20 protein-coding genes and 1 other RNA gene are annotated in these 23,495 nt (G+C 70.4%); 15 read left to right on the top strand and 6 right to left on the bottom strand.

Translation table 11 applies throughout. From position 1 onward, the window contains the following. Positions 1–32: 32 nt before the first annotated feature. Positions 33–1,352, top strand: coding sequence for a Xaa-Pro dipeptidase (gene pepQ / locus SPK54_RS03480; RefSeq protein WP_330946540.1), 1,320 nt, complete (start codon positions 33–35; stop codon positions 1,350–1,352). A 127-nt stretch (positions 1,353–1,479) separates the two neighbouring features. Here pepQ and SPK54_RS03475 read toward each other — a convergent pair whose 3' ends face one another. After that, entirely contained in the window at positions 1,480–2,802 is a 1,323-nt protein-coding gene (locus SPK54_RS03475; RefSeq protein ID WP_330946539.1) for an aminopeptidase P N-terminal domain-containing protein, read from the bottom strand. Positions 2,803–2,807: 5 nt separating this feature from the next. After that, positions 2,808–3,350: a UPF0149 family protein gene (locus tag SPK54_RS03470; protein ID WP_330946538.1), complete on the bottom strand. Its 543-nt coding sequence runs from the start codon at positions 3,348–3,350 to the stop codon at positions 2,808–2,810. Positions 3,351–3,436: 86 nt separating this feature from the next. Between SPK54_RS03470 and SPK54_RS03465 the strand changes: the two genes are divergently transcribed. From SPK54_RS03465 to rpiA, 7 genes are all read left to right on the top strand, one after another. Next, positions 3,437–5,737 carry an EAL domain-containing protein gene (locus tag SPK54_RS03465; RefSeq protein WP_330946537.1) on the top strand — a complete coding sequence of 767 codons (2,301 nt, stop codon included), beginning with the start codon at positions 3,437–3,439 and terminating at the stop codon, positions 5,735–5,737. A 9-nt stretch (positions 5,738–5,746) separates the two neighbouring features. Next, complete coding sequence (locus tag SPK54_RS03460; RefSeq protein WP_330946536.1) at positions 5,747–5,968, top strand: TIGR02449 family protein; 222 nt, start codon at positions 5,747–5,749, stop codon at positions 5,966–5,968. Next, positions 5,965–6,261, top strand: a complete 297-nt coding sequence (locus tag SPK54_RS03455) for a cell division protein ZapA (protein ID WP_330946535.1) — start codon at positions 5,965–5,967, stop codon at positions 6,259–6,261. Before SPK54_RS03460 ends, SPK54_RS03455 begins: the two co-directional genes overlap by 4 nt. Positions 6,262–6,323: 62 nt before the next feature. Next, positions 6,324–6,506, top strand: a non-coding RNA gene (gene ssrS / locus SPK54_RS03450) — 6S RNA. A 39-nt stretch (positions 6,507–6,545) separates the two neighbouring features. After that, the gene (locus SPK54_RS03445) at positions 6,546–7,151 is read left to right on the top strand and encodes a 5-formyltetrahydrofolate cyclo-ligase (RefSeq protein ID WP_330946534.1); all 606 of its coding nucleotides are present in this window, start codon (positions 6,546–6,548) and stop codon (positions 7,149–7,151) included. Between the two features lie 10 nt (positions 7,152–7,161). Continuing rightward, positions 7,162–7,632: an EVE domain-containing protein gene (locus SPK54_RS03440; protein WP_330946533.1), complete on the top strand. Its 471-nt coding sequence runs from the start codon at positions 7,162–7,164 to the stop codon at positions 7,630–7,632. A gap of 158 nt (positions 7,633–7,790) precedes the next feature. Continuing rightward, positions 7,791–8,438: a ribose-5-phosphate isomerase RpiA gene (gene rpiA, locus SPK54_RS03435; protein WP_330946532.1), complete on the top strand. Its 648-nt coding sequence runs from the start codon at positions 7,791–7,793 to the stop codon at positions 8,436–8,438. A 9-nt stretch (positions 8,439–8,447) separates the two neighbouring features. Here rpiA and ilvD read toward each other — a convergent pair whose 3' ends face one another. Next, the gene (gene ilvD, locus SPK54_RS03430; protein ID WP_330946531.1) at positions 8,448–10,289 is read right to left on the bottom strand and encodes a dihydroxy-acid dehydratase; all 1,842 of its coding nucleotides are present in this window, start codon (positions 10,287–10,289) and stop codon (positions 8,448–8,450) included. Positions 10,290–10,662: 373 nt separating this feature from the next. Between ilvD and ilvC the strand changes: the two genes are divergently transcribed. Genes ilvC through leuB form a run of 6 tightly spaced genes read left to right on the top strand, consistent with a single transcriptional unit; the run spans position 10,663 to position 17,373 of the window. Next, entirely contained in the window at positions 10,663–11,655 is a 993-nt protein-coding gene (gene ilvC / locus SPK54_RS03425; protein WP_330946530.1) for a ketol-acid reductoisomerase, read from the top strand. Further along, entirely contained in the window at positions 11,655–13,394 is a 1,740-nt protein-coding gene (gene ilvG / locus SPK54_RS03420; protein WP_330946529.1) for an acetolactate synthase 2 catalytic subunit, read from the top strand. Before ilvC ends, ilvG begins: the two co-directional genes overlap by 1 nt. Further along, a complete protein-coding gene (locus SPK54_RS03415) occupies positions 13,378–13,611 on the top strand; it encodes an ACT domain-containing protein (RefSeq protein WP_330946528.1) in 234 nt (77 codons plus the stop codon). Before ilvG ends, SPK54_RS03415 begins: the two co-directional genes overlap by 17 nt. Beyond that, positions 13,608–14,711: a threonine dehydratase gene (locus SPK54_RS03410; RefSeq protein ID WP_330946527.1), complete on the top strand. Its 1,104-nt coding sequence runs from the start codon at positions 13,608–13,610 to the stop codon at positions 14,709–14,711. Before SPK54_RS03415 ends, SPK54_RS03410 begins: the two co-directional genes overlap by 4 nt. Next, positions 14,708–16,249 (top strand): 2-isopropylmalate synthase, encoded by a 1,542-nt coding sequence (locus tag SPK54_RS03405; protein ID WP_330946526.1) that lies wholly within the window; start codon positions 14,708–14,710, stop codon positions 16,247–16,249. The genes SPK54_RS03410 and SPK54_RS03405 overlap by 4 nt, the downstream gene beginning before the upstream one ends. A 32-nt stretch (positions 16,250–16,281) precedes the next feature. Continuing rightward, positions 16,282–17,373: a 3-isopropylmalate dehydrogenase gene (gene leuB / locus SPK54_RS03400; protein WP_330946525.1), complete on the top strand. Its 1,092-nt coding sequence runs from the start codon at positions 16,282–16,284 to the stop codon at positions 17,371–17,373. An 85-nt stretch (positions 17,374–17,458) separates the two neighbouring features. Here the strand turns inward: leuB and leuD are convergent, their stop codons facing one another. Both leuD and leuC read right to left on the bottom strand, forming a co-directional pair. Beyond that, positions 17,459–18,103 carry a 3-isopropylmalate dehydratase small subunit gene (leuD, locus tag SPK54_RS03395; protein WP_330946524.1) on the bottom strand — a complete coding sequence of 215 codons (645 nt, stop codon included), beginning with the start codon at positions 18,101–18,103 and terminating at the stop codon, positions 17,459–17,461. Then, complete coding sequence (gene leuC, locus SPK54_RS03390) at positions 18,100–19,521, bottom strand: 3-isopropylmalate dehydratase large subunit (RefSeq protein ID WP_330946523.1); 1,422 nt, start codon at positions 19,519–19,521, stop codon at positions 18,100–18,102. Before leuC ends, leuD begins: the two co-directional genes overlap by 4 nt. Before the next feature lie 97 nt (positions 19,522–19,618). On the opposite strand from leuC, the gene SPK54_RS03385 reads away from it, so the two are divergent. Continuing rightward, on the top strand, positions 19,619–20,503 hold the full coding sequence (locus SPK54_RS03385) for a LysR family transcriptional regulator (RefSeq protein ID WP_330946522.1): 885 nt from the start codon (positions 19,619–19,621) through the stop codon (positions 20,501–20,503). On the opposite strand, the gene SPK54_RS03380 is transcribed toward SPK54_RS03385, so the two are convergent. Continuing rightward, the gene (locus tag SPK54_RS03380; protein ID WP_330946521.1) at positions 20,500–23,439 is read right to left on the bottom strand and encodes a diguanylate cyclase; all 2,940 of its coding nucleotides are present in this window, start codon (positions 23,437–23,439) and stop codon (positions 20,500–20,502) included. The two genes, SPK54_RS03385 and SPK54_RS03380, sit on opposite strands and share 4 nt — an antisense overlap. Between the last annotated feature and the right edge of the window lie 56 nt (positions 23,440–23,495).

Raw genomic sequence — 23,495 nt, 5'->3', positions numbered from 1 at the left:
CAATCGGGCTCCCCCGTTTGCCCGGATCCGCCATGTCGAACGCCCTCCTGTCGTCCCTGTTCCCGCAGCACCTAGCCACCATGCAGGCGCATGCCGCCGAAGCGCTGCGCCGCGGCGGCTTCGACCACCTGGCCATTCCCAGCGGCAGCCTGCACTACCAGGTCTTCGACGACCGCGACTATCCGTATGCGGTAAACCCCCAGTTCAAGGCCTGGCTGCCGCTGACGCAGGCACCCGGCAGCTGGCTGGTGGTCACCCCGGGGCAGCGGCCGAAGCTGCTCTTCCTGCAGCCGCACGACTACTGGCACGTGGTGCCGGAGATGCCCAGCGGCTACTGGGTGGAGCATTTCGACATCGAGGTGATCCGCACCGCGGAGGAGGCCATGCGCCTGCTGCCGCCGGCTTTCCGCTGCGCGATCCTGGGCGAGCCGCAGAGCGCGCTCGGCAGCTACGTCCCCAACAACCCGGAGCCGGTGCTCCAGTACCTGGAATATCACCGCGCCTTCAAGACGCCCTACGAGATCGAGATGATGCGGGGCGCCAGCCGCATCGGCGTGCGCGCCCATCGCGCCGCCGAGCGCGCCTTCCGCGCCGGCAGCAGCGAGTTCGGCATCCACCTGGCCTATTGCCAGGCCGCCGGGCAGGACGCAAACGACCTGCCCTACGGCAACATCATCGCGCTCAACGAACACGGCGCGGTGCTCCACTACACGAACCGCGACCGCCTGCCCCCGAAGCCCTCGCGCAGCTTCCTGATCGACGCCGGCGCCAGTTTCGGCGGCTATGCCGCCGACATCACCCGCACTTACTCCGCGGCCGACGACGAGTTCGCGGCGATGATCGGCGCCGTCGATGCCGCGCAGCTGGCGCTGTGCGACCAGGTGCGCGCCGGCACCGACTACGCGCGCATCCACCTCGACGCCCACCTGCGCCTGGCCGGCGTGCTGCGCGAGTTCGGCGTGATCCGGGTATCGCCGGAAGAAGCCGTCGCCCGCGGCGTGAGCAGCGCGTTCTTCCCGCACGGCATCGGCCACGGCATCGGCCTGCAGGTGCACGACGTGGCCGGTTTCGCCGCCTCCGATGCCGGCGGCACGATCGCCAAGCCCGACGGCCATCCCTACCTGCGCCTCACCCGCACGCTGGCACCCGGCATGGTGGTGACGATCGAGCCCGGGATCTACTTCATCGACATGCTGCTGGACGAACTGGAGCAGAAGGGCTTGGGCGATGCCGTGGACTGGCAGCGGGTGGAAATGTTCAAGCCCTATGGCGGCATCCGCATCGAGGACGATGTCGTGTGCACGGACGACGCCCCGATCAACCTCACGCGCGAAGCGTTCGCGGCGGCCTAGCGGAATTGCCGCATCGCCCGGCCGGCATGGCGGGGGAAGGTGATCGAGCTCGCCATGGATGGCGCGCGGCCGCGAATCGTAGCCGGACGCGAAGCCTGGGTGGCGCCATGCCGGCCGGGCGGCGCGATCACCCCGCCACCAGTGCTTCCACCTCGTCCGCGCTACGCTCCAGCGCGCCGGTCAGCACGCGGTGGCCGTCGGTGGTGACCAGCACGTCGTCCTCGATGCGGATGCCGATGCCGCGCCACTTCGCCGGCACTGCGGCATCGTCGGCGGGGATGTAGAGGCCGGGCTCGATGGTGAACACCATGCCCGGCTCGAGCAGCCGCGAGGCACCGTCGAGGCGGTATTCGCCGACGTCGTGCACGTCCAGCCCCAACCAGTGCCCGGTCTTGTGCCGGTAGTAGCGCTTGTAGGTCCCGTCCGCCAGCGCCGCCTTCAGCGTGCCTTGCAGCAGGCCGAGCGACAGCAGCCCATCGGCCAGCACCTCCACCGCGGCGGTGTGCCCGGCCTCGTAGGGCAGGCCCGGCCTGGCCTGCGCCAGCGCCGCCGCCTGCGCCCGGCAGACCAGGTCGTGCAGCGCGCGCTGCTGGCGGCTGAAGCGCCCGTCCACCGGGAAGGTGCGGGTGATGTCGGCGGCATAGCCGCGGTATTCGGCGCCGGCATCCACCAGCACCAGCTCACCGGCGCGGACCTTCGCGCTGTTGGCGCGGTAGTGCAGCACGCAGGCGTTGGCGCCGGCGCCGACGATGCTGGCGTAGGCAGGCTGCGCGCCGTGCCGGCGGAACACGTATTCCAGCTCGGCCTGCAGCTCGTATTCGTGGATGCCGGCGCGCACGGCGCGCATGGCCGCGCGATGCGCTTCCACGCTGATGTCGGCCGCCTTCTGCATCAGCGCGACCTCGTCGGCCGACTTGAACAGCCGCATCTCGTCCAGCAGGTGCCCCAGTTCGAGGAACTCCTGCGGCGGCTGCGCGCCCTGGCGGGCCTGCGCGCGCACGCGGTTGATCCAGCCGATCAGCTTGAGGTCGAAGTCGGCGTCGCGGCCCAGGTGGTAGTGCACGCGGCGGCGGCCTTCCAGCAGGCCGGGCAGGATGTCGTCGATATCCGACACCGGATACGCATCATCCAGCCCCAGCACCTCCACCGCGCCTTCCGGCCCCAGCCGCGGGCCATCCCAGCCTTCGCGCTCCGGATCGCGTTCGCGGCAGAACAGGATCGCCTCGCCGTGCTTGCGGCCGGGCACCAGCACCAGCACCGCGTCGGGCTCGTCGCAGCCGGTCAGGTACCAGAAGTCGGAATCCTGCCGGTACGGGTAGTGGGTGTCGCGGCTGCGGATGCGTTCAGGCGCGGCCGGCAGCACCAGGATCGCGCCATCGCCGGCCGCCTGCATCAGCTGCCGGCGGCGGCGCGCCAGCGCCTTGCGCCAGTGGGCGGTGAGCGGCTGCATGGCGGTCAGTGCAGGCGCTGGCGGTGCTGCATCCCCAGCGCGCAGTCGGCGTGCAGCAGCAGTACCGCCATCCGCAGGTATTCCTCGATCTCGGCCAGCGCTTCCTCGTCGCTGCCGTCGTCGGCCTCGTCGATCTGCGCGGCGCCGAGATTGGCGAGGTCGCGCAGCGCCTCCTGCCCCTCTTCCGACATCGGCTTGCCGTCGAGGGCCAGCCCGAACCCGCCAAGGAAGGCGCGGCACCACGCAAACAGCGCCCCGGCACGGTCTATGGGTTTGCCGCCCTCGGGCAGCAGCAGCTGGAAGCCGAATTCCGGGTCGCCCAGCTGCGCGGCACTGGCGCCGCGCAGGCGGTCCAGGGGATCGCCCGGCGCCGGCACGGGCAGGGCCGGATCGGCCATGACCAGCGCCGGCCAGCCAGCGGCGTCCGCGCCGCCCGCGGCCAGCCAGCCACACAGGGCGCCATGCAGTTCCGCGGGACTGCTGGCCAGCGCCAGGCGGTCGGCGGCCGCTGCCACCTCGGCCCACACCGGCAACTCGGTTTCGCTCACGCGGGATTCTCGGATGCGGGGATTCCGGCAGTTTAGCAATCGTGCGCCGCTTGTTGCCGCCACGCGCGCATGCCTACACTCCGCCAATGGGGGATCGCGTCGTTCCGACACAACTGGGCCTTGCCTGCGGCGCGCTGCTGCCGCCCCTGCCTGCGTTCGCGATGGAGGATAGGCTGCCGGCGGGGACGTCGCTGGCCCTGCTGCTGTCGCTGCTGGTGCTGCTGATGGCTTGGCTCGCATTGGCCAGTCACCGGCGCCGCGAGCGCGAGCAGCGCGCCCACCAGCGCGAGCAGGACGAACGCGCGCAGCAGTGGCGGCTGTCGCTGTGGGCCTCGAACGAAATGTTCTGGCGATACGACCTGCGCAGCCGCGAGCTGGAGGTGATCCGGGTGACCCCGGAAGGCGAGCACCGGCTGGCCATGCAGGCCAGCATCGAGCGCAACCCGAGGTTCCACGACGACGACCGCCGGGGCGTGCTGCGCCAGCTGCGGGCCTACCTGCGCGGGGAAGTGCCGGTGTTCCTGTCCGAACACCGCATGCGCGGCGAGGACGGGGAGTGGCAGTGGATGCGGGTGCGCGGCCGCGCCGTCGGCCACGGCCCCGACGGCCGGGTGTCGCGGATTGCCGGCACCGCGCGCAACATCGATTCGCTGCGGGAGATGGAGAACCAGCGCCAGGTCGCCGCGGAGGTCATGCGTTCCATGGCCGAGTCGGTGGCGGTGCTGGACGCCGACTTCCGCTTCGTGGCGGTCAATCCCGCGTTCAGCCGCATGACCGGCTATACCGAGGCGGAAGTGCTCGGCCGCGACACCAGCCTGCTGGACGGCGATCGCCATGAACCGGCGTTCTACGGGGAGGCGCGGCGCGCCATCCACGCCCAGGACGGCTGGAATGGCGAGATGTGGCTGCGCCGCAAGGACGGCAGCGATTTCCTGTGCGCCATGCAGTGCAGTCCGCTGCGCGAACCCACCACCCAGCGGCAGCTGTTCGTGCTGGTGGCCAGCGACATCACCGAACGGCGCCGCGTCGAGCACGAGTTGCGTTACCTCGCCAACTACGATCCGCTGACCAACCTGCCCAACCGCACCCTGCTGGCCGAACGGCTGTCGCGGGCGATCGTGCAGGCACGCCGGCAAGGCAACCGGCTGGCACTGCTGTTCCTCGATTTGGACAACTTCAAAGACGTCAACGATTCGCTGGGCCATGCCACCGGCGACCGCGTGCTGCGCGCTGCCGCCCAGCGGCTGCAGGAAGTGGCGGGCGCGGAGCGCACCGTCGCCCGCATCAGCGGCGACGAATTCGCCGTCGTGCTGGAAGGCCTGGCCCATCCTTCCGAGGCCGACCACTGCGCGCAGCGCATCATCACCGCGTTCGACGCGCCGCTGCGGCTGGACGACCGCTACGAATTCACCATCTCGCCGTCGATCGGGATCAGCCTGTTCCCCGACCATGCGCAGGTCCCCACCGACCTGCTGAAGCACGCCGACACCGCCATGTACAAGGCGAAAGGCACCGGCAAGCGGGCGTTCCTGCGCTATGCCGACGCGATGGACGGGGACATTCGCCGCCGCGCCAACCTGATCGGCGCGCTGCGCAGGGCGATCGAACGCGGCGAATTGTCGCTGGTCTACCAGCCGGAACTGGTGCTGACCGAAGGCCGCTTCGGCGCAGTCGAGGCGCTGCTGCGCTGGAACAGCGCCGAATACGGCAGCGTCGCGCCAGACGAATTCATCCCGCTGGCCGAGGAAAGCGGAACCATCGTGGCGATCGGCGAATGGGTGCTCCGCGAGGCCTGCCGGACGCTCGCGGCTTGGCATCGCGCCGGCGTGGACCCGCGCCTGAAGGTGTCTGTCAACGTCTCCGCGCTGCAGCTGCTGCGCAGCGGCCTGCCGGGCGCGGTGGAAGCGGCCCTGCGCGACAGCGGCCTGGCTGCATCCGCGCTGGAACTGGAACTCACCGAAAGCGTGCTGATGGGCAATGCCGAGGTCGCCAGCGAGCGCCTGCACGCCTTCCGACGCCTCGGCGTGTCCATCGCCGTGGATGACTTCGGCACCGGCTATTCATCGCTGGCCTACCTGCATCGGCTGCCGATCAACACCCTGAAGATCGACAAGGCCTTCATCGACGGCCTGGCCACGCCGGACGACCACGAGGACGCCACCATCACCGCCACCATCATCGCGATGGCCCGCACGCTGGGCCTGCAGGTGGTGGCGGAAGGGGTGGAAACCGCGGGCCAGTTGGCCTTCCTGGAGCACAGTGCCTGCGACATCGCGCAGGGCTACTGGATCTCCCGGCCGCTGGCGGAAGCGGCCTGCCTGGACTTCCTGCTGCGCGCGCAGGCGCGTGCCGGCGCGCGGCTTGACCCCGGCACGGCGCCTGCCTAAGGTGCGCGGATGGACGAACGCGACCCGCAAGGCGAACTGCACAAGCTGCTGGCGCGGATCGACCTGCTCGGCGCGCGCATGCAGCGCCTGCAGGAGGAAAACCGCAGCCTGCGCCAGCAGGTGGAGCAGATGGCGGGCGAACGCGCCCAGCTGCTGTCCAAGCAGGAACAGGCGCGCAGCCGCGTCGAGGCGATGATCGGGCGGCTGAAGTCGCTGGAGCAGCACACATGAGCGAACCGGTCACCGTCCGCATCCTCGACCGCGAATACACCGTCGGCGTCAGCGACGAGGAGCGCGCCGGGCTGGCCTCGGCGGCGCGCATGCTGGATGCGCGCATGCGCGAACTGCGCGGCGGCAACAGGATGGTCGCACCCGACCGCTTGGCGGTGCTGACCGCGTTGAACCTCGCCCACGAGCTGCAGCAGCACAGCGCGAAGGCGGTGCCCGCGGCGGCGGACGGCGATGCCCTGCGCCTGATCGACGAGGCCAATCGCCGGCTCGACGCGCTGCTGGCGCAAAGCTGAATCCGCCGCGTCGCGGCGCGACGAATCGCTTCCTCGCCGCAACCGAACGGCTATACTGGCCGCGTCCTCTGCTGTGAGCGACGGCGTGCGCAACATTCGCCTTGTCCCTTAATGACGACCGCGGGGGCGCGAAGGCAGCCGGGAGTGCAAGTCCGCCCCGAGCGGAAAGCCCGATGGCCGCCGAGCGTTCCCACTTGAACCCCGGGTTCAAGGTCGTTTCGCATGCATCGCCACAGCGGAGACATTTTCTCCACGTCTTCACTTCCGCAGCCGGCCGATCCCGCGTGAGCCCGCCAACCGACCGCGCCGCGCTGCGCAAGACACTGCGCAAGACACTGCGCGAACGCCGCCGCAGCCTTTCGCCGCAGCAGCGCATCGCCGCCGCCGAGGCGCTGGCCGGACGCGTGCTGGCGCTGCCGTTCCTCCCCGCTTCCGGCTACGTGGCCGGCTACTGGGCGATGGACGGCGAGATCGGCCTGCACGCACTGCAGCTGCGCCTGCCCGCCCCGCTCATCTACTGCCTGCCGCTGCTGCACGACGACGACACGCTGCGCTTCGCGCCCTGGCGCGCGGGCGATGCGCTGGTGACCAACCGCTACGGCATCCCCGAACCGGACGTCACCCCGGCCGGCGCGCTGCGCGCGGAGGACATGGCCGTGCTGGTGATGCCGCTGGTCGGCTTCGACGCCGACTGCCACCGGCTGGGCATGGGCGGCGGCTGGTACGACCGCAGCCTGGCCTTCCGCCACCAGCGCCCCGCCCCGCCGTGGCTGGTCGGCGCCGCCTTCGCCGCGCAGCGCGTGGACGCGCTGCCGCGCGAAGCCTGGGACGTGCGCCTGGACGCGGTCTGCTGCGAAGACGACACCCTGCTCGCCCACCCTGCCGGATAGGAGCCGCCGCATGAGCACGCGCAAGCGCTACTGGATGATGAAGTCGGAGCCCGACGCGTTCTCCATCGACGACCTCGCGCGGGTCGGCACCGAGCCGTGGAACGGCGTGCGCAACTACCAGGCGCGCAACTTCATGCGCGACGGCATGCGCCTCGGCGACGGCGTGATGATCTACCACAGCAACTGCAAGGTGCCGGGCATCGCCGGCCTGGCCACGGTCGCCAGCGCCGCGTATCCGGATCCCACCCAGTTCGACCCCAAGTCGCACTACCACGACCCCAAGGCCACCCCGGAAACGCCGCGCTGGTTCCTGGTCGACGTCGCCTTCGAGCGCAAGCTCAAGCGGCTGATCCCGCTGGAGGAAATCAAGCAGCACGCCGATGCGCTGGGCGAAGGCTTCGCGTTGACCGCCAAGGGCAGCCGGCTGTCGGTGTTCCCGGTGACCGCCGCGCAATGGAAGCTGCTGCTCTCCCTCGAATAACCTCGCCCGCTCTCCGCAGGGGCGCACTGAAAGGGCTCGCTGCTTCACTTGTGCAGGAGCGCACCGCAGGGGCGCGATGCTGCTGCCCCGGAAAAAGCGTTCGCGCCCTTTCAGTGCGCTCCTACAGACCGCACTCCCATCCCATCGCAGGAACCGCCATGTCCGACGCAAAGAAACTCGCCGCCGAAAAAGCCATCGAATACGTCGAGGACGGCATGATCGTCGGCGTCGGCACCGGCTCCACCGTCGCCTATTTCATCGATGCGCTGGCGGCTTGGAAGGACCGCATCCAGGGCGCGGTGTCCAGCTCCGAACAGAGCACCGCGCGGCTGAAGTCGCACGGCATCGAGGTGATCGACCTCAACGCCGCCGGGCCGCTGTCGCTGTACGTCGATGGCGCCGACGAGTGCGATCCGCACAAGCGCCTGATCAAGGGCGGCGGCGCGGCGCTGACGCGCGAGAAGATCATCGCCGAGGCCAGCGCGAAGTTCGTCTGCATCGTCGACCCCAGCAAGCGCGTGGACGTGCTCGGCAGGTTCCCGCTGCCGGTGGAGGTGATCCCGATGGCGCGCAGCCTGGTGGCGCGCGAGATCGTGCGGATCACCGGCGGCCAGCCGGTCTGGCGCGATGGCGTCACCACCGACAACGGCAACGTCATCCTCGACGTGCACAACCTGGCCATCGTCGATCCGGTGGCGATGGAGCGCGAGCTCAACCAGATCCCCGGCGTGGTCGCGGTGGGCCTGTTCGCGCGCCGCCCGGCCGACGTGGTGATCGTCGGCGGGCAGCCGCCGCAGGTGTTCTGAGCCGGGGCGTCACGCCCCGTCCAGCAGCTCCCGGTTGCGCACCGCGCCCTTGTCGGCGCTGGTCGCCAGCAGCGCGTAGGCCTTCAGCGCCACGCTGACCTTGCGGGCGCGCGGCTGCGCGGGCTTCCAGCCCTGCGCGTCCTGGGCGGCGCGACGCCTGGCCAGCTCTTCGTCGGAGACCAGCAGCGCGATTGCGCGCGCGGGAATGTCGATGCGGATGCGGTCGCCGTCGCGGATCAGGCCAATCGCGCCGCCGGCCGCCGCTTCCGGCGACACGTGGCCGATGCTCAACCCCGAGGTGCCGCCGGAGAAACGCCCGTCGGTGAGCAGCGCGCAGGCCTTGCCCAAGCCCTTAGATTTCAGGTAGCTGGTCGGGTACAGCATCTCCTGCATGCCCGGCCCGCCCTTCGGCCCCTCGTAGCGGATCACCACCACGTCGCCGGATTTCACCTCGTCGCCGAGGATGCCGGCCACCGCCGCGTCCTGGCTTTCGTAGACGCGCGCGCGGCCCTCGAACACGTGGATGGACTCGTCCACGCCGGCGGTCTTCACCACGCAGCCATCGACCGCGAGGTTGCCGTACAGCACGGCGAGTCCACCCTCCTGCGAATAGGCGTGCTCGACGCTGCGGATGCAGCCCTCGACGCGATCCAGATCCAGCGTGGGCCAGCGGGTGGACTGGCTGAAGGCGGTCTGGGTGGGAATGCCGGCGGGACCGGCCTTGTAGAACATGCGCACCGCGTCGTCATCAACCGTGGCGATGTCCCACTTCGCGATCGCCTCGCCCAGTGTCTGCGCATGCACGGTCGCGGTGTCCACGTGCAGCAGCCCGCCGCGCGCCAGTTCGCCCAGGATCGCCATGATCCCGCCGGCGCGGTGCACGTCCTCCACGTGGTACTTCGGCGAATTCGGCGCCACCTTGCACAGCTGCGGGATGCGGCGCGACAACCGGTCGATGTCGCGCAGGCCGAAGGCGACTTCCGCTTCCTGCGCCGCGGCGAGCAGGTGCAGGATGGTGTTGGTGGAACCGCCCATCGCGATGTCCAGCGCCATCGCGTTCTCGAACGCCTCGAACGTGGCGATGCCGCGCGGCAGCGCGCGCGCATCCTCCGCGCCGTACCAGCGGTGGCACAGCTCGACGATCAGGCGGCCGGCGCGCTTGAACAGCGCTTCGCGGTCCGCGTGCGTCGCCAGCACGGTGCCGTTGCCGGGCAGCGACAGCCCCAGCGCCTCGGTCAGGCAGTTCATCGAATTGGCGGTGAACATGCCGCTGCACGAACCGCAGGTCGGGCAGGCGCTGCGCTCCACCGCCGCCAGCTGTTCGTCACTCACCGTTGCATCGGCGGCCATCACCATTGCATCGACCAGGTCGAGCTTGTGTTCGGCCAGCTTCGTCTTGCCCGCCTCCATCGGCCCGCCGGACACGAATACCGTGGGGATGTTCAGCCGCAGCGCGGCCATCAGCATGCCGGGCGTGATCTTGTCGCAGTTGGAGATGCACACCAGCGCGTCGGCGCAGTGCGCGTTGGCCATGTATTCGACCGAATCGGCGATCACTTCGCGCGAGGGCAGCGAATACAGCATGCCGTCGTGGCCCATCGCGATGCCGTCGTCCACGGCGATGGTGTCGAACTCCTTGGCGACGCCGCCCGCGAGCTCGATTTCGCGCGCGACCAGTTGACCAAGGTCCTTCAGGTGCACGTGGCCGGGCACGAACTGGGTGAAGGAATTGGCGACCGCGACGATCGGCTTGTGGAAGTCGGCATCGACCATGCCGGTCGCGCGCCACAGCGCGCGGGCGCCGGCCATGTTGCGGCCGTGGGTGGAGGTCTTGGAGCGGTAGTCGGGCATCGTGGGAAAGGTCGCGCGCCGTGGGGGAAGCGCTGCATGCCCTGATTCTGCTGCGTTTGCGCGGTTTCGGCTGCAACTTTCTCTCATGCGAAATCGGCATGAATGAAACTGTTGACAGCCCCATCGAGGGCGTGCTTTCCTGAAAAACATGTTGCAGCGCCACACGCCACTGCCGACCCATCGGACCGCCTCCCAGGCGGCGTCCATCCTCGTCCTCGTACTTATTACCTCGCCCACAGGTGCGGGACGATCCGGCGTGTAAGCAAGCAACAAACCAACGCCCGAATCGCAAAACCCCGCACCGCAAGGTGCGGGGTTTTTCGTTTCTGGCCTTCCCGAAAGCCAACAACCCTCCCTCTCAGGAACTCCCGCAATGACCAGCAGCACCCCCCGCATCGCCATCGTCGGCTACGGCAGCCAGGGCCGCGCGCACGCGCTCAACCTGCGCGACTCCGGCTTCGACGTCACCATCGGCCTGCGTCCCGGCGGCCCCACCGAACTCAAGGCCAAGGCCGATGGCTTCACCGTGAAGACGCCGGCCGAAGCGGTGAAGGGCGCGCAGATCGTCGCCGTGCTCACCCCCGACATGGTCCAGCCGCAGCTCTATGGCGAAGTCATCGAGCCGAACATGGACGCGGGCGCCTGCCTGCTGTTCGCGCACGGCTTCAACGTCCACTACGGCCAGATCACGCCGCGCGAGGATCTCGACGTCGTCCTCGTCGCGCCGAAGGGTCCGGGCGCGCTGGTGCGCCGCGAGTACGAGATCGGCCGCGGCGTGCCGTCGGTCTATGCCGTGCACCAGGACAAGTCCGGCAACGCCGAGCAGCTCGCGCTGACCTACTGCGCCGGCATCGGCGGCGCGCGCCAGAACGCGATCAGGACCACCTTCAAGGAAGAGACCGAGACCGACCTGTTCGGCGAGCAGGCGGTGCTGTGCGGCGGCGCCACCAAGCTGGTGCAGGCCGGCTGGGAAACCCTGGTGGAAGCCGGCTACCAGCCGGAAGTCGCCTACTACGAATGCCTGCACGAGCTGAAGCTGATCGTCGACCTGTTCTACGAAGGCGGCATCACCCGCATGCACGAGTTCATCAGCGAGACCGCGCAGTACGGCGCCCTGACCCGCGGCGACTACGTGGTCGATGCCAACACCCGCGCGCAGATGAAGAAGGTGCTGGCGGAAATCCAGGACGGCACCTTCGCCCGCCAGTGGATCGCCGAATACGCCGCCGGCAACGCCAACTACAAGGCGATGAAACAGACCGACCTGGAACATCCCATCGAGGCCACCGGCAGGAAGCTGCGCGCCAACATGAAGTGGCTGGCGGCGCAGCCGGCGGCGGCGCAAGCGCAGAGCGAGGCCGCGTGATGAACGGCGCCCGCTGGCTGGCGCAGGCGTTGGTGGCCGAAGGCGTGGACACGCTGTTCGGCTATCCGGGCGGCGCGATCATGCCCTTCTACGACGCCCTGCACGACACCCCGCAGCTGCGGCACGTACTGCCCCGCCACGAGCAGGGCGCGGCGTTCGCGGCGAACGGGTATGCGCGGGCCAGCGGGCGCGTGGGCGTATGCGTGGCAACCTCCGGCCCCGGTGCCTCCAACCTGGTGACCGGCATCGCCGATGCAATGCTGGATTCGGTGCCGATGGTGGTCATCACCGGCCAGGTGCCGACCACGCTGATGGGCACCGATGCGTTCCAGGAGCTGGACGTGTTCGGGATGACGATGCCGATGGTGAAGCACAGCTTCATCGCGCGGCGCGTCGAGGACCTGCCGATGATGGTCGGCGAGGCGTTCCGGCTGGCCCGCAGCGGCCGGCCCGGCCCGGTGCTGATCGACCTGCCCAAGGACGTGCAGGTCGCCGACGCCGCGCATCTGCCGGCGCACGTCTCGTCGGGCACCGATGCACCGGAAGCGCCGACGGACGCCTCGCTGCACGCCGCGCTGGCGCTGATCGCGCAGGCGCAGCGGCCGGTGCTGTACGGCGGCGGCGGGATCGCGCTGGGCGATGCGGTGGCCGCGTTCCGCACCTTCGTCGACGCCACCCAGATCCCCACCGTACTGACCCTGAAGGGGCTGGGCGCACTGCCCACGCAGCACCCGCTCAACCTCGGCATGCTGGGCATGCATGGGAGCCGCGCCGCCAACCTCGCGGTGCAGGAAGCCGACCTGTTGATCGTGGTGGGCGCGCGCTTCGACGACCGCGCCACCGGCAAGCTGGCCGAGTTCGCGCCGCAGGCCCGCGTGGTCCACATGGACATCGACGCCTGCGAGATCGGCAAGCTGCGCCACGCCGACGCCGGCGTGCGCGGCGACATCTGCACCACGCTGACGCGGCTGACCCTCGCCTGCGCCGCCCATCTGCACGGCCGCCACGGCGCCGCGCGCAAGGCCTGGCGCGCGCAGTGCAGGCAGCGCGCGCAGCAATTCGCCGCGCGCTACGACGCGCCGGGCAGCGGCGTGTATGCGCCGGCGCTGCTGAAGCGGCTGTCGGAGCTGGCGCCGGACGCCACCGTGGCCTGCGACGTCGGCCAGCACCAGATGTGGGTGGCGCAGCACTGGCGCCTGGACCATCCGCGCAAGCACCTGACCTCCGGCGGCCTCGGCGCGATGGGCTTCGGCCTGCCGGCGGCGCTGGGGGCGCAGGAAGCCCATCCGGGTGCGCGCGTGATCTGCGTCAGCGGCGACGGCTCGATCATGATGAACATCCAGGAGCTGGCAACGCTGAAGCGCTACCGCTCGCCGGTGAAGATCGTGCTGCTGGACAACCAGGCGCTGGGCATGGTCCGGCAGTGGCAGGAGCTGTTCTTCGATCGGCGCTATTCCGAGGTCGACCTGTCGGACAACCCGGACTTCGCCGCCGTCGCCGCCGCGTTCGGGATCACCGCGCTGCACGTGGACAAGGCCGAAGGCGTCGATGCCGCGCTGCAGGTGCTGCTGGACGCGCCCGGCCCGGCCCTGCTGCACGTCGCCATCGACACCGCCGCCAACGTCTGGCCGCTGGTGCCGCCCAACCGCAACAACGCGCAGATGCTCGACCCCGCCCTCGACGAAGCGGCCGCCCCTGCCCGCACGCCCACGGAGACGCCCCATGCGCTACCGGCTTGACCTCACCCTGCGCCGCGCCGAAGGCGCGCTGGCGCGCGTGCTCGGCACCGCGGAACGACGCGGCTTCCAGCCACTCAGCGTCGATGGCGAAGCCCACGACGACGGCGACCGCTGGCACCTGCGCATGACCGTGGAAGGCACGCGCGAACCGGAAGGCCTGCAGCAGCAGCTGGCCAAGCTGTATGACTGCCTGGCCGTGGACGTACGGGAAGCATGAGCTCCGACGTAGCCAGCGCAGTATCCGTGACCGCCAGCGACGTGCTGGCGGCGCAGGCGCGGCTGCGCCGCTACCTCAATCCCACCCCGCTGCACTATGCCGAACGCTCCGGCTGCTGGCTGAAGCTCGAGAACCTGCAGCGCACCGGCTCGTACAAGGTGCGAGGCGCGATGAATGCGCTGCTGGCGGCGCGCGAACGCGGCGACCTGCGCCCCACCATCGCAGCCTCCGCCGGCAACCACGCGCAGGGGCTGGCCTGGGCCGCGTACCGGCTGGGCATGCAGGCGATCACGGTGATGCCGAAGACCGCGCCGGAAACCAAGATCGCCGGCGTCGCCCACTGGGGCGCGACCGTGCGCCTGCACGGCGAGACCTACGACGAGGCCAAGGCGTTCGCCAATGATCTGGCCGCGCAGAACGGCTACCGCCTGCTGTCCGCGTTCGACGATCCCGACGTGATCGCGGGGCAGGGCACGGTGGGGCTGGAAATCGCCGCCGCGCTGGAACCCGACGTGGTGCTGGTGCCGATCGGTGGCGGCGGCCTGGCCTCCGGCGTGGCGCTGGCGCTGAAGGCGCAGGGCGTGAAGATCATCGGCGCGCAGGTCGAGGGCGTGGACGCGATGGCACGCGCACTGAAGGGCGACGACGCCATCATCGAACCGACCGCGACGCTGGCCGACGGCGTGCGCGTGAAGGTGCCGGGCCTGCTCACCCGGCGGGTGCTGCAGGCGCTGCTGGACGACGTGGTGATCGTGCGCGAGGCCGAGCTGCGCGAGACGTTGGTGCGACTGGCACTGGAAGAACACCTGATCGCCGAAGGCGCTGGCGCGCTGGCGCTGGCCGCCGGCAAGCGCGTGGCCGGCAAGCGCAAGTGCGCGGTGGTGTCCGGCGGCAACCTCGACGCCGGCGTGCTGGCGACGCTACTGCAGGACGTGCGCCCGCGCCCGCCGCGCAAGCCGCGGCAGCGACGGCAGGAACGACTTCCATTGCCGGCAGCGAAGACGCCCCCGCCTCCTGCCGGCCTTTCTCCTTCCGCTTTCCACGTCACTCCAGCGCCGCGCAGCGCGCGCATCGACCCCATCGAGACCCTTCCCGCATGAACGCTTCTTCCCCCGATCACGTACGCATCTTCGACACCACCCTGCGCGACGGCGAACAGTCGCCCGGCTTCACCATGAGCGCCGCGCAGAAGATCGCCTTCGCCCACGCGCTGGCCGACCTGGGTGTGGACGTGATCGAGGCCGGCTTCCCCAACAGCTCGCCGGCCGATTTCGGCGCCGTGCAGACCATCGCCCGCGAAGTGCGCGGCGCGGCCATCGCCGGGCTGGCGCGCTGCCACGCCGGCGACATCGAAGCCTGCGCGCGCGCATTGGAGACCGCCGCCGCGCCGCGCATCCACGTCTTCATCTCCACCAGCCCGCTGCACCGCGAACACAAGCTGGGCATGAGCCGCGAGCAGGTGATCGAGCGCGCGATCATGGGCGTCGAGTTGGCCCGCAAGCACGTCGATGACGTGGAGTTTTCCGCCGAGGATGCGTTCCGCACCGAGCGCGAGTTCCTGGTCGAAGTGTTCGAGGCCGCGATCAAGGCCGGCGCGCGCACCGTCAACGTGCCGGACACCGTGGGCTACGCCACGCCGGAGGAAATCCGCGACCTGTTCCGCTTCCTGCGCGCCAACGTGAAGGGCGCCGACGGCGTGGTGTTCAGCGCGCACTGCCACAACGACCTGGGGCTGGCCGTGGCCAACTCGCTGGCCGCCATCGAAGGCGGCGCGCGCCAGGTGGAATGCACCATCAACGGCATCGGCGAGCGCGCCGGCAACGCCGCGCTGGAAGAACTCGTCATGGCGATGAAGGTACGCGGCGGCTGGTACGGCGTGGACACCCGCATCGCCACGCCCAAGCTGCTGGACACCTCGCGCCTGCTGTCGCGGATCACCGGCATCCAGGTACAGCGCAACAAGGCCATCGTCGGTCTCAATGCCTTCGCGCACGAATCCGGCATCCACCAGCACGGCATGCTGAAGAACCGCGGCACCTACGAAATCATGCATCCGCAGGACGTGGGCTGGCCCGATTCGCAGTTGGTGCTGGGCCGGCACAGCGGGCGCGCGGCGGTGGCCGACCGCCTGCGCGCGCTGGGCCACGTGCTGGACGATGCACAGCTGGATCGCGTGATCGCCGACGCCAAAGCGCTGACCCATACCCAGCATGTGATCGGCGACGCCGACCTGTTGCGGCTGGTCGAAGGCGAACGCTTCGGCCCCGGCTGGCGCGTCGCCGCGATGCACCTGACCGACGAAGGACAGCACACCCGCGCCCGCGTGGAACTGTCCGACCCCGACGGCCGCCGCGTCTGCCAGGACGCGCAGGGCGACGGCCCGATCGCCGCGCTGTTCGCCGCGCTGGCGCAGGCCATCGGCATGGACTTCGAACTGGAAAGCTACGAAGTGCACAGCATGGGCGTGGGCCGCGATGCGCGCGGCGAAGCCAACCTCAGCGCACGCATCGACGGCGACATCCTCAGCGGCCAGGGCACCAGCCGCGACGTGCTGGAAGCCAGCGCCATCGCCTGGCTCGACATCGCCAATCGCCTGCTGCGCGCCAGCGCGTCGCCGCGCCTCGCCGCCAACGCCTGACCTTTTCCTTTCCATTTTTCGGACTCTTCCACATGCACGCCAACATCGTCGTCTTGCCGGGTGACGGCATCGGCCCCGAAGTCACCGCCGCCGCGACCGAAGTGCTGCGCGCCGTGGCCACACGCTACGGCCACGACTTCCGTTTCCGCGAACAGCTGATCGGCGGCGCCGCCATCGACGCCACCGGCAGCGCGCTGCCCGACGACACGCTGGCGGCGGCGCGTGCTGCCGACGCGATCCTGCTCGGCGCGGTTGGTGGCCCGAAATGGTCGGACCCGAACGCCAAGGTGCGCCCCGAACAGGGCCTGCTGGCGATCCGCAAGGCGCTGGGCCTGTATGCCAACCTGCGCCCGGTGAAGCCGCACGCGGCCACGCTGGGCGCTTCGCCGATCAAGCCGCACCTGCTGCAAGGCGTGGACCTGGTCGTGGTGCGCGAACTGACCGGCGGCATCTACTTCGGCGACAAGACCCGCAGCGACAATGACGCCAGCGACCTGTGCCGCTACACGGTTGTCGAGATCGAGCGCGTGGTGCGCCACGCCGCCACGCTTGCGCGCACGCGCAGCGGCAAGCTGACCTCGGTGGACAAGGCCAACGTGCTGGAAACCTCGCGACTGTGGCGCGACGTGACGACACGCATCGTGCGCGAGGAATTCCCGGACGTGCAGCTGGAGCACCAGCTGGTCGATTCGATGGCGATGCACCTGCTGGCGCGTCCACGCGAATACGACGTGATCGTCACCGAGAACATGTTCGGCGACATCCTCACCGACGAAGCCTCGATGCTGGCCGGCTCGCTGGGCCTGCTGCCCAGCGCCTCGCTGGGCGAAGGCCGGGGCGGAATCTTCGAGCCGATCCACGGCAGCGCGCCGGACATCGCCGGCAAGGGCGTCGCCAATCCCTATGCGGCGATCGTCAGCGCGGCGATGCTGCTGCGCCATGCGCTGGGCCTGGACGGCGAGGCGCAGTGCGTGGAGCTGGCGGTGTCGCGCGCGCTGGACGCCGGCGTGTTCACCGCGGATCTGACCGGCGACCGCACGCGCGCCGTCGGCACCAGCGCCGTCACCGATGCGGTGCTGGAGCAATTGGAGCTGCCCTGCCACGTCATGGAACTGCGCGACTGATAGCGCGCGACGCGAGCCGGGCATGCCCGGCTCTACACGTCATCGAACACACCGCGGTAGAACGGGGCATCGCCCCGCTGCGCGGCTACGGCGTCGCGAATACCCATGGCTGCGCGACGCGGTGGCGGGCTTCGAATGCACGGATCGCATCGGCATGCTGCAGGGTCAGGCCGATGTCGTCCAGCCCGTGCAGCAGACAATGCTTGCGGAAGGCGTCCACGTCGAAGCGGCACTGCACGCCGTCGGGCCGGGTCACGGTCTGCGCGGCGAGGTCGATGGTCAACGCGTAGCCTTCGCTCGCCTCGCACTGGGCGAACAGCGCATCCACCTCGTCGCCCCTCAGCACGATCGGCAGCAGCCCGTTCTTGAAGCTGTTGTTGAAGAAGATGTCGGCGAAACTCGGCGCGATGATTGCGCGGAAGCCGTATTCCGCCAGCGCCCACGGCGCATGCTCGCGCGAGGAGCCGCAGCCGAAGTTGGCGCGCGCCAGCAGCACGCTGGCGCCGGCGTAGCGCGGCTGGTTGAGCACGAAGTCGGGGTTTCGCGGTCGCGCGCCGCAATCCTGGCCCGGCTGGCCGACGTCGAGGTAGCGCCACTCGTCGAACAGGTTGGGCCCGAAGCCGCTGCGCTTGATCGACTTCAGGAACTGCTTGGGGATGATCTGGTCGGTGTCGACGTTGGCGCGGTCCAGCGGCGCGGCCAGCCCCGTATGCGTGGTGAAAGGCGTCATTGCAACTCCCGCACGTCGATGAAATGGCCGGCAATCGCAGCGGCGGCGGCCATCGCGGGGCTGACCAGGTGGGTGCGGCCGCCCGCGCCCTGCCGGCCCTCGAAATTGCGGTTGGAGGTGGAGGCGCAGTGTTCGCCGGGTTCCAGCCGATCCGGATTCATCGCCAGGCACATCGAGCAGCCGGGCTCGCGCCATTCGAAGCCGGCGTCGAGGAAGATGCGATCCAGCCCCTCGCGTTCGGCCTGCGCCTTCACCAGCCCCGAGCCCGGCACCACCAGCGCCTGCTTCACCGTCGCCGCGACCTTGCGCCCCTTGGCCACCGCCGCCGCAGCGCGCAGGTCCTCGATCCGCGCATTGGTGCAGGAGCCGATGAAGACCCGATCCAGCCGGATGTCGGTGATCGGCTGGTTGGCGCGCAGGCCCATGTACTTCAGCGCGCGCTCGATCGAATCCTTCCTGACCGGATCGGATTCGTTCGCCGGGTCGGGCACGTTGCGATCCACCGCCAGCACCATTTCCGGCGAGGTGCCCCAGCTCACCTGCGGCTTGATGTCGGCGGCTTGCAGTTCGATGTCGGCGTCGAAACCCGCGTCGTCATCCGAGACCAGCGTGCGCCACAGCGCCACCGCCGCCTTCCACTGCTCGCCCTTCGGCGCGAACGGGCGGCCTTGCACGTAGTCGATGGTCTTGTCATCGACGGCCACCATGCCCACGCGCGCGCCGGCTTCGATCGCCATGTTGCAGACCGTCATCCGGCCCTCCATCGACAGCGCGCGGATCGCGCTGCCGGCGAACTCCAGCGCATGGCCGGTTCCGCCGGCGGTACCGATGCGGCCGATGATGGCCAGCACCACGTCCTTGGCGGTCACGCCCGGCGGCAGCTCGCCCTCCACGCGCACGCGCATGTTCTTCATCTTCTGCGCGACCAGGCACTGGGTGGCCAGCACGTGCTCGACTTCCGAGGTGCCGATGCCGTGCGCCAGCGCGCCGAACGCGCCGTGGGTGGAGGTGTGCGAATCGCCGCAGACCACGGTCATCCCCGGCAGCGTCGCGCCCTGCTCGGGGCCGACCACGTGGACGATGCCTTGGCGCGCATCGTTCATCGGGAACTGCAGGATGCCGAAATCCGCGCAGTTCTCGTCCAGCGTGCGCACCTGGGTGCGCGAGATGGCGTCGGCGATGGCGTCGATGCCGCCAGCCCGCTCGGCCCGGGTGGTCGGCACGTTGTGGTCGGGCGTGGCGATGTTGGCTCCCACACGCCACGGCGTGCGCCCGGCAAGGCGCAGGCCCTCGAACGCCTGCGGCGAGGTCACCTCATGCAGGATGTGGCGGTCGATGTAGAGCAGCGAGGAACCGTCGTCGCGGCGGCTGACCTCGTGCATCTCCCACAGCTTGTCGTACAGGGTCTTGCCGGCCATCGGCGCGTCTCGCGGCGTATCTGCGGCCAGACTGCCGGCTTTCCTTCGATGACTCAAATGGATATTTTTCATCCATTCGATTCCTATAGGGAATGCCATGGATCTCGCCAGTCTTGCCGCCTTCGTCGCCGTGGCCGAGCACGGCGGCTTTTCCGCCGCGGCCGAGCAGCTGCACCTGACCCAGCCGGCGGTGAGCAAGCGCATCGCCCAGCTGGAGGCATCGCTGGACGCCCGCCTGTTCGACCGACTGGGCCGGCAGGTGGTGACCACCGAGGCCGGGCGCACGCTGCTGCCACGCGCGCGCCGGCTGCTGGACGCCGCCGACGACGCGCGGCGGGCGCTGCGCGAAGTGAGCGAGGGCGTGGGCGGTTTGCTGCGCCTGGGCACCAGCCACCACATCGGGCTGCACCGGCTGCCGCCGCTGCTGCGCAGGTTCGTGGCCCGGCACCCGCAGGTGGAGCTGGATCTCCGCTTCCTGGATTCCGAACAGGCCTGGAGCGAGGTGCTGCAGGGCCGGATCGAACTGGCGCTGACCACCCTCGGGCCGGCCACGCCGCCGCTGCGGGCAACGGCGCTGTGGGACGACCCGCTGTGCTTCGTGGCCGCACCCGGGCATCCGCTTGCGCAGCGGGCGCGCCCCACGCTGGCCGAGCTGTCGGCGCATCCGGCGGTGCTGCCGGAACCGCATACCTTCACCCATCGCATCGTCGCCGACGCCTTCGCCCGCCGCGGCCTGCCGCTGCGGCTGCGGATGACCAGCAACTACATGGAGACGCTGAAGATGCTCGCCTCGGTGGGGCTGGCCTGGGGCGTGCTGCCGCGGACCATGCTGGACCGCAGCCTGCGCGTCCTGCCGGTCGGCGGCGTGCAGCTGTCGCGCCAGCTGGGCTGCGTCACCCACGCCGGGCGCACGCCGTCGCGCGCGGCGCAGGCGTTCATCTCCCTGCTGGATGCCGGCGCCGGACGGGCGGCGAAGTCCTAGCCGGCGACGACGCGGTTGCGGCCCTGCTGCTTGGCCTCCCGCAAACGGTCATCGGCCAGTGCCAGCAGGGCGTGCGGCGTCTGCCCGGGCACCAGTTCGGCCACGCCGGCGCTGAACGTGCAGTGCAGCTCGCCGCCCTCCTCGGTTGCCACCGGCAGCGCGCGGATGCGCGCCAGCAGCTCGCGCATCCGCGCCGCGCCGTCCGCCAGCGGCAGCTCTTCCATGCAGACCATGAATTCCTCGCCCCCGTAGCGCGCCGCGAACAGGCCCCACTCCGCCACGAATTCGGCCAGCGCGGCGCCGACCGCCTGCAGCACCGCGTCGCCCGCAGCGTGGCCGTGGCGGTCGTTGATCTGCTTGAAGTGGTCGATGTCGAGCAGGGCGACGCTGAGCAGCCTGGCTTCGCCCAGCGCCTGCGCCACCGCGGCGACCAGCTGGGCATCGCCGGCGCGGCGGTTCGGCAGCCCGGTCAGCGCGTCGTGGGTGGCCAGGTGCTGCAGCCGGTAGCCGGCGACCTCCAGCTGGCGATTCTTCTCGCTGAGCTCCTCGGTACGCTCGGCGATGATCCGGTTCAGCTGGTGCTGGCGACGGCGCAGGCTTGCGGTGTGCCACCAGCCCAGCATCGCCGCCACAGCCACCACGCCCAGCGCGACCAGGGCCCGCACCCATGGGCGCTGCCAGGCCGCGGGCACCACTTCGATCCGCATCTGCGCGCTGCCGACGCGGTCGCTGCGCGACCAGTCCACCGGCATCGCCATCGCCTGCACTTCCAGCCGGTAGTCGCCCGGCGGCAGGCGCGTGTAGACCGCCTCGTTGCCGGCGGTGGCGCCCACCCAGTCCTGGTCGTAGCCGTGCAGGCGATAGCGGTAGCGCAGCTTGTCCAGCGCGCGGAAGCTCATTCCCGCGTAGCCGACGGCCAACCGGTTGGCCCCCGGCCGCAGGGTCAGCAGCGGCCGCAGCGGCTGTGCCTGCCCATCCACGGTCACCCGCTCGAATGCCACCGGCGGCGCGCCGGCCCGGCCGCCCGCCGCCTCGCCGGGCTCGATCACCGCCAGGCCGCCCGAGGTCGGGAACAGCAGCCGCCCCTGCCGGGTCAACCAGCCGGCGGGCTGGCTGGCGCCGTTGCTCTGGTTGCCCGGCATGCCGTCGCTGCGGTCGAGCACCTGCACGGCCAGCTGCCTGCGGGTGCCGGCATCGATCTCGTCCAGTTCGCGCCGCGCCACCTGGAAGATGCCCATGTTGCTGGACAGCCACAGGCTGCCGGCGCCGTCGTCGAGGATCCGGAACAGCTTGTCGCGGGGCAGTCCCCGCCGGTGGTCGTAGACCGTGAAGCGGCCGTTGCGCAGCCGCAGCAGGCCACGGTCGCTTGCGATCCACAGGTCGCCGCCGGGGTCGCGCAGGAAGTCGAAGAAATACTGCGCGGGCACGTCGCGATCGGGCTCCCAGCGGCGCAGCCGGCCGTGCGCATCGAGCATGGCCATGCCGTGGTTGGTGCCGATCCAGAGCGGGCCGACCGGGTCGCGATACAGCGCCTGCACGACCAGGTCAGGCTGGCCCGCGCCGCCCAGATACGGCTGCGGCTGGCCATTGCGCCAGTGCACCAGGCCATGGTTGCCGCCGATCCAGAGGCTGCCATCGGCTTCCGGCAGCAGCGCACGCACCACCGGTTGGAGGCCGTTGCCCAGGCGCAGGCGCTGCAGCACCCGCCCTTGGGGATCGAGCTGCAGCACGCCCAGGTCGTAGGTGCCAACCCATAGCCGGCCCTGGTGCCGGGCCAGCGACAGCACCGAAGTGTCATGCGCCCCGTTGCCCTCGCCCAGCCGGATGCCCTGCATCTTTCCCTGCGACCAGCGGGACAGGCCGTCGGCATGGCCGATCCAGTAGGCACCGGCGTCGTCCTCCAGCACCGTGCGGACATAGTCGCTGCCCAACCCGTCCCGCCGGGTCAGCCCGCTGGCCTGGCCGTCGGCAACCCGGAACAGGCCGTCGCTGCTGCCGGCCCAGACCAGGCCCTCCCGGTCCAACAGCAGGGCCTTGTTGACCGTACCGGGAACCTCCATCGGCCACTGGCTGCCGTCGCCGTCGCGGCGCAGCAGCTGGCCGTCGGACAGATTCATCCACAGCGCGCCGCGCTCGTCCAGCACCATCGCGCTGACCCGCCTGCCCACGTCGATGCGTTCCAACCGGCCATCGGCATGCCGCCAATGCACGCCACGGTGGTGCGCCGCCAGCCAGCCGCCGCGGCCATCGGCAAGCAACGCGGTCACCGCACCGGGCGCCACCCAATCCGCGCCCCAGCGCTGCGCGCGCCCGTGCACGATGCGGTGCAGCCCGGCTTCGCCCGCCACCAGCAGCGCGCCGTCGCGGTCTTGCGCCAACGCAAGCACTTCCCCCACCGGCAGGCCCGCCAGCCTGCCGGCGTCCTGCAGGCCGTGGCCGTCCAGCCGCATCAGGCGCCGGCCGGACGCGAACCACAGCGCGCCGTCGCTGCCGCGCCGCAGCGCCGAAACCGCCAGCGTGCGCGTCGCCTCGCCGCCCACGCGCTGCCAGGCGCCCTGGTGGTAGCGGACGATGCCGTTGCGGGCAGTGCCGAACAACACGCCGCCGTCGGCCTCCGGCAGGATGCTGTAAACGCCCGCCAGCTCCATGCCCCGCGTGTTCTGGCGATCGAACAGGGTGAAGTCGCGGCCGTTGAAGCGCACCGCCCCTTCCCAGGTCCCCGCCCACAGGAAGCCCTCCCGGTCCTGCGCCACCACATGCACCAGCGGATGCGGCAGGCCGTCTTCCATGGTCCAGCCGCTGACCGTGTAGTGAGGCGCGCCCGGCGTCGCCCAGGCCACCGGCTGCACCAGCAGCCACAGCAACCCCGGCAGCAGGCGCTGCAGCCACGCGCGCAGCATGTTGATGCCGCGGTTTCCGGCATGTCGGATCGGCAAGCTTCCCCCTGTTGCGGCAACGGGCAGGCCTGCGCCTGCCCGCTGCCAATCTAGCA

The organism is Thermomonas sp. LB-4, assembly GCF_036409385.1.
Taxonomy (GTDB): Bacteria; Pseudomonadota; Gammaproteobacteria; order Xanthomonadales; family Xanthomonadaceae; genus Thermomonas.
The sequence above is the reverse complement of the archived record's forward strand: the minus strand, read 5'-3'. Positions and strand labels throughout refer to the sequence as shown.

What these genes read in the sequence shown, in the direction of transcription:
- pepQ (WP_330946540.1), top strand. Translation starts at nt 33, where the DNA reads ATGTCGAACGCCCTCCTGTCGTCCCTGTTCCCGCAGCACCTAGCCACC.
- SPK54_RS03475 (WP_330946539.1), bottom strand. Translation starts at nt 2,802, where the DNA reads ATGCAGCCGCTCACCGCCCACTGGCGCAAGGCGCTGGCGCGCCGCCGC.
- SPK54_RS03465 (WP_330946537.1), top strand. Translation starts at nt 3,437, where the DNA reads ATGGGGGATCGCGTCGTTCCGACACAACTGGGCCTTGCCTGCGGCGCG.
- SPK54_RS03460 (WP_330946536.1), top strand. Translation starts at nt 5,747, where the DNA reads ATGGACGAACGCGACCCGCAAGGCGAACTGCACAAGCTGCTGGCGCGG.
- SPK54_RS03455 (WP_330946535.1), top strand. Translation starts at nt 5,965, where the DNA reads ATGAGCGAACCGGTCACCGTCCGCATCCTCGACCGCGAATACACCGTC.
- SPK54_RS03440 (WP_330946533.1), top strand. Translation starts at nt 7,162, where the DNA reads ATGAGCACGCGCAAGCGCTACTGGATGATGAAGTCGGAGCCCGACGCG.
- rpiA (WP_330946532.1), top strand. Translation starts at nt 7,791, where the DNA reads ATGTCCGACGCAAAGAAACTCGCCGCCGAAAAAGCCATCGAATACGTC.
- ilvD (WP_330946531.1), bottom strand. Translation starts at nt 10,289, where the DNA reads ATGCCCGACTACCGCTCCAAGACCTCCACCCACGGCCGCAACATGGCC.
- ilvC (WP_330946530.1), top strand. Translation starts at nt 10,663, where the DNA reads ATGACCAGCAGCACCCCCCGCATCGCCATCGTCGGCTACGGCAGCCAG.
- ilvG (WP_330946529.1), top strand. Translation starts at nt 11,655, where the DNA reads ATGAACGGCGCCCGCTGGCTGGCGCAGGCGTTGGTGGCCGAAGGCGTG.
- SPK54_RS03415 (WP_330946528.1), top strand. Translation starts at nt 13,378, where the DNA reads ATGCGCTACCGGCTTGACCTCACCCTGCGCCGCGCCGAAGGCGCGCTG.
- SPK54_RS03410 (WP_330946527.1), top strand. Translation starts at nt 13,608, where the DNA reads ATGAGCTCCGACGTAGCCAGCGCAGTATCCGTGACCGCCAGCGACGTG.
- SPK54_RS03405 (WP_330946526.1), top strand. Translation starts at nt 14,708, where the DNA reads ATGAACGCTTCTTCCCCCGATCACGTACGCATCTTCGACACCACCCTG.
- leuB (WP_330946525.1), top strand. Translation starts at nt 16,282, where the DNA reads ATGCACGCCAACATCGTCGTCTTGCCGGGTGACGGCATCGGCCCCGAA.
- leuD (WP_330946524.1), bottom strand. Translation starts at nt 18,103, where the DNA reads ATGACGCCTTTCACCACGCATACGGGGCTGGCCGCGCCGCTGGACCGC.
- leuC (WP_330946523.1), bottom strand. Translation starts at nt 19,521, where the DNA reads ATGGCCGGCAAGACCCTGTACGACAAGCTGTGGGAGATGCACGAGGTC.
- SPK54_RS03385 (WP_330946522.1), top strand. Translation starts at nt 19,619, where the DNA reads ATGGATCTCGCCAGTCTTGCCGCCTTCGTCGCCGTGGCCGAGCACGGC.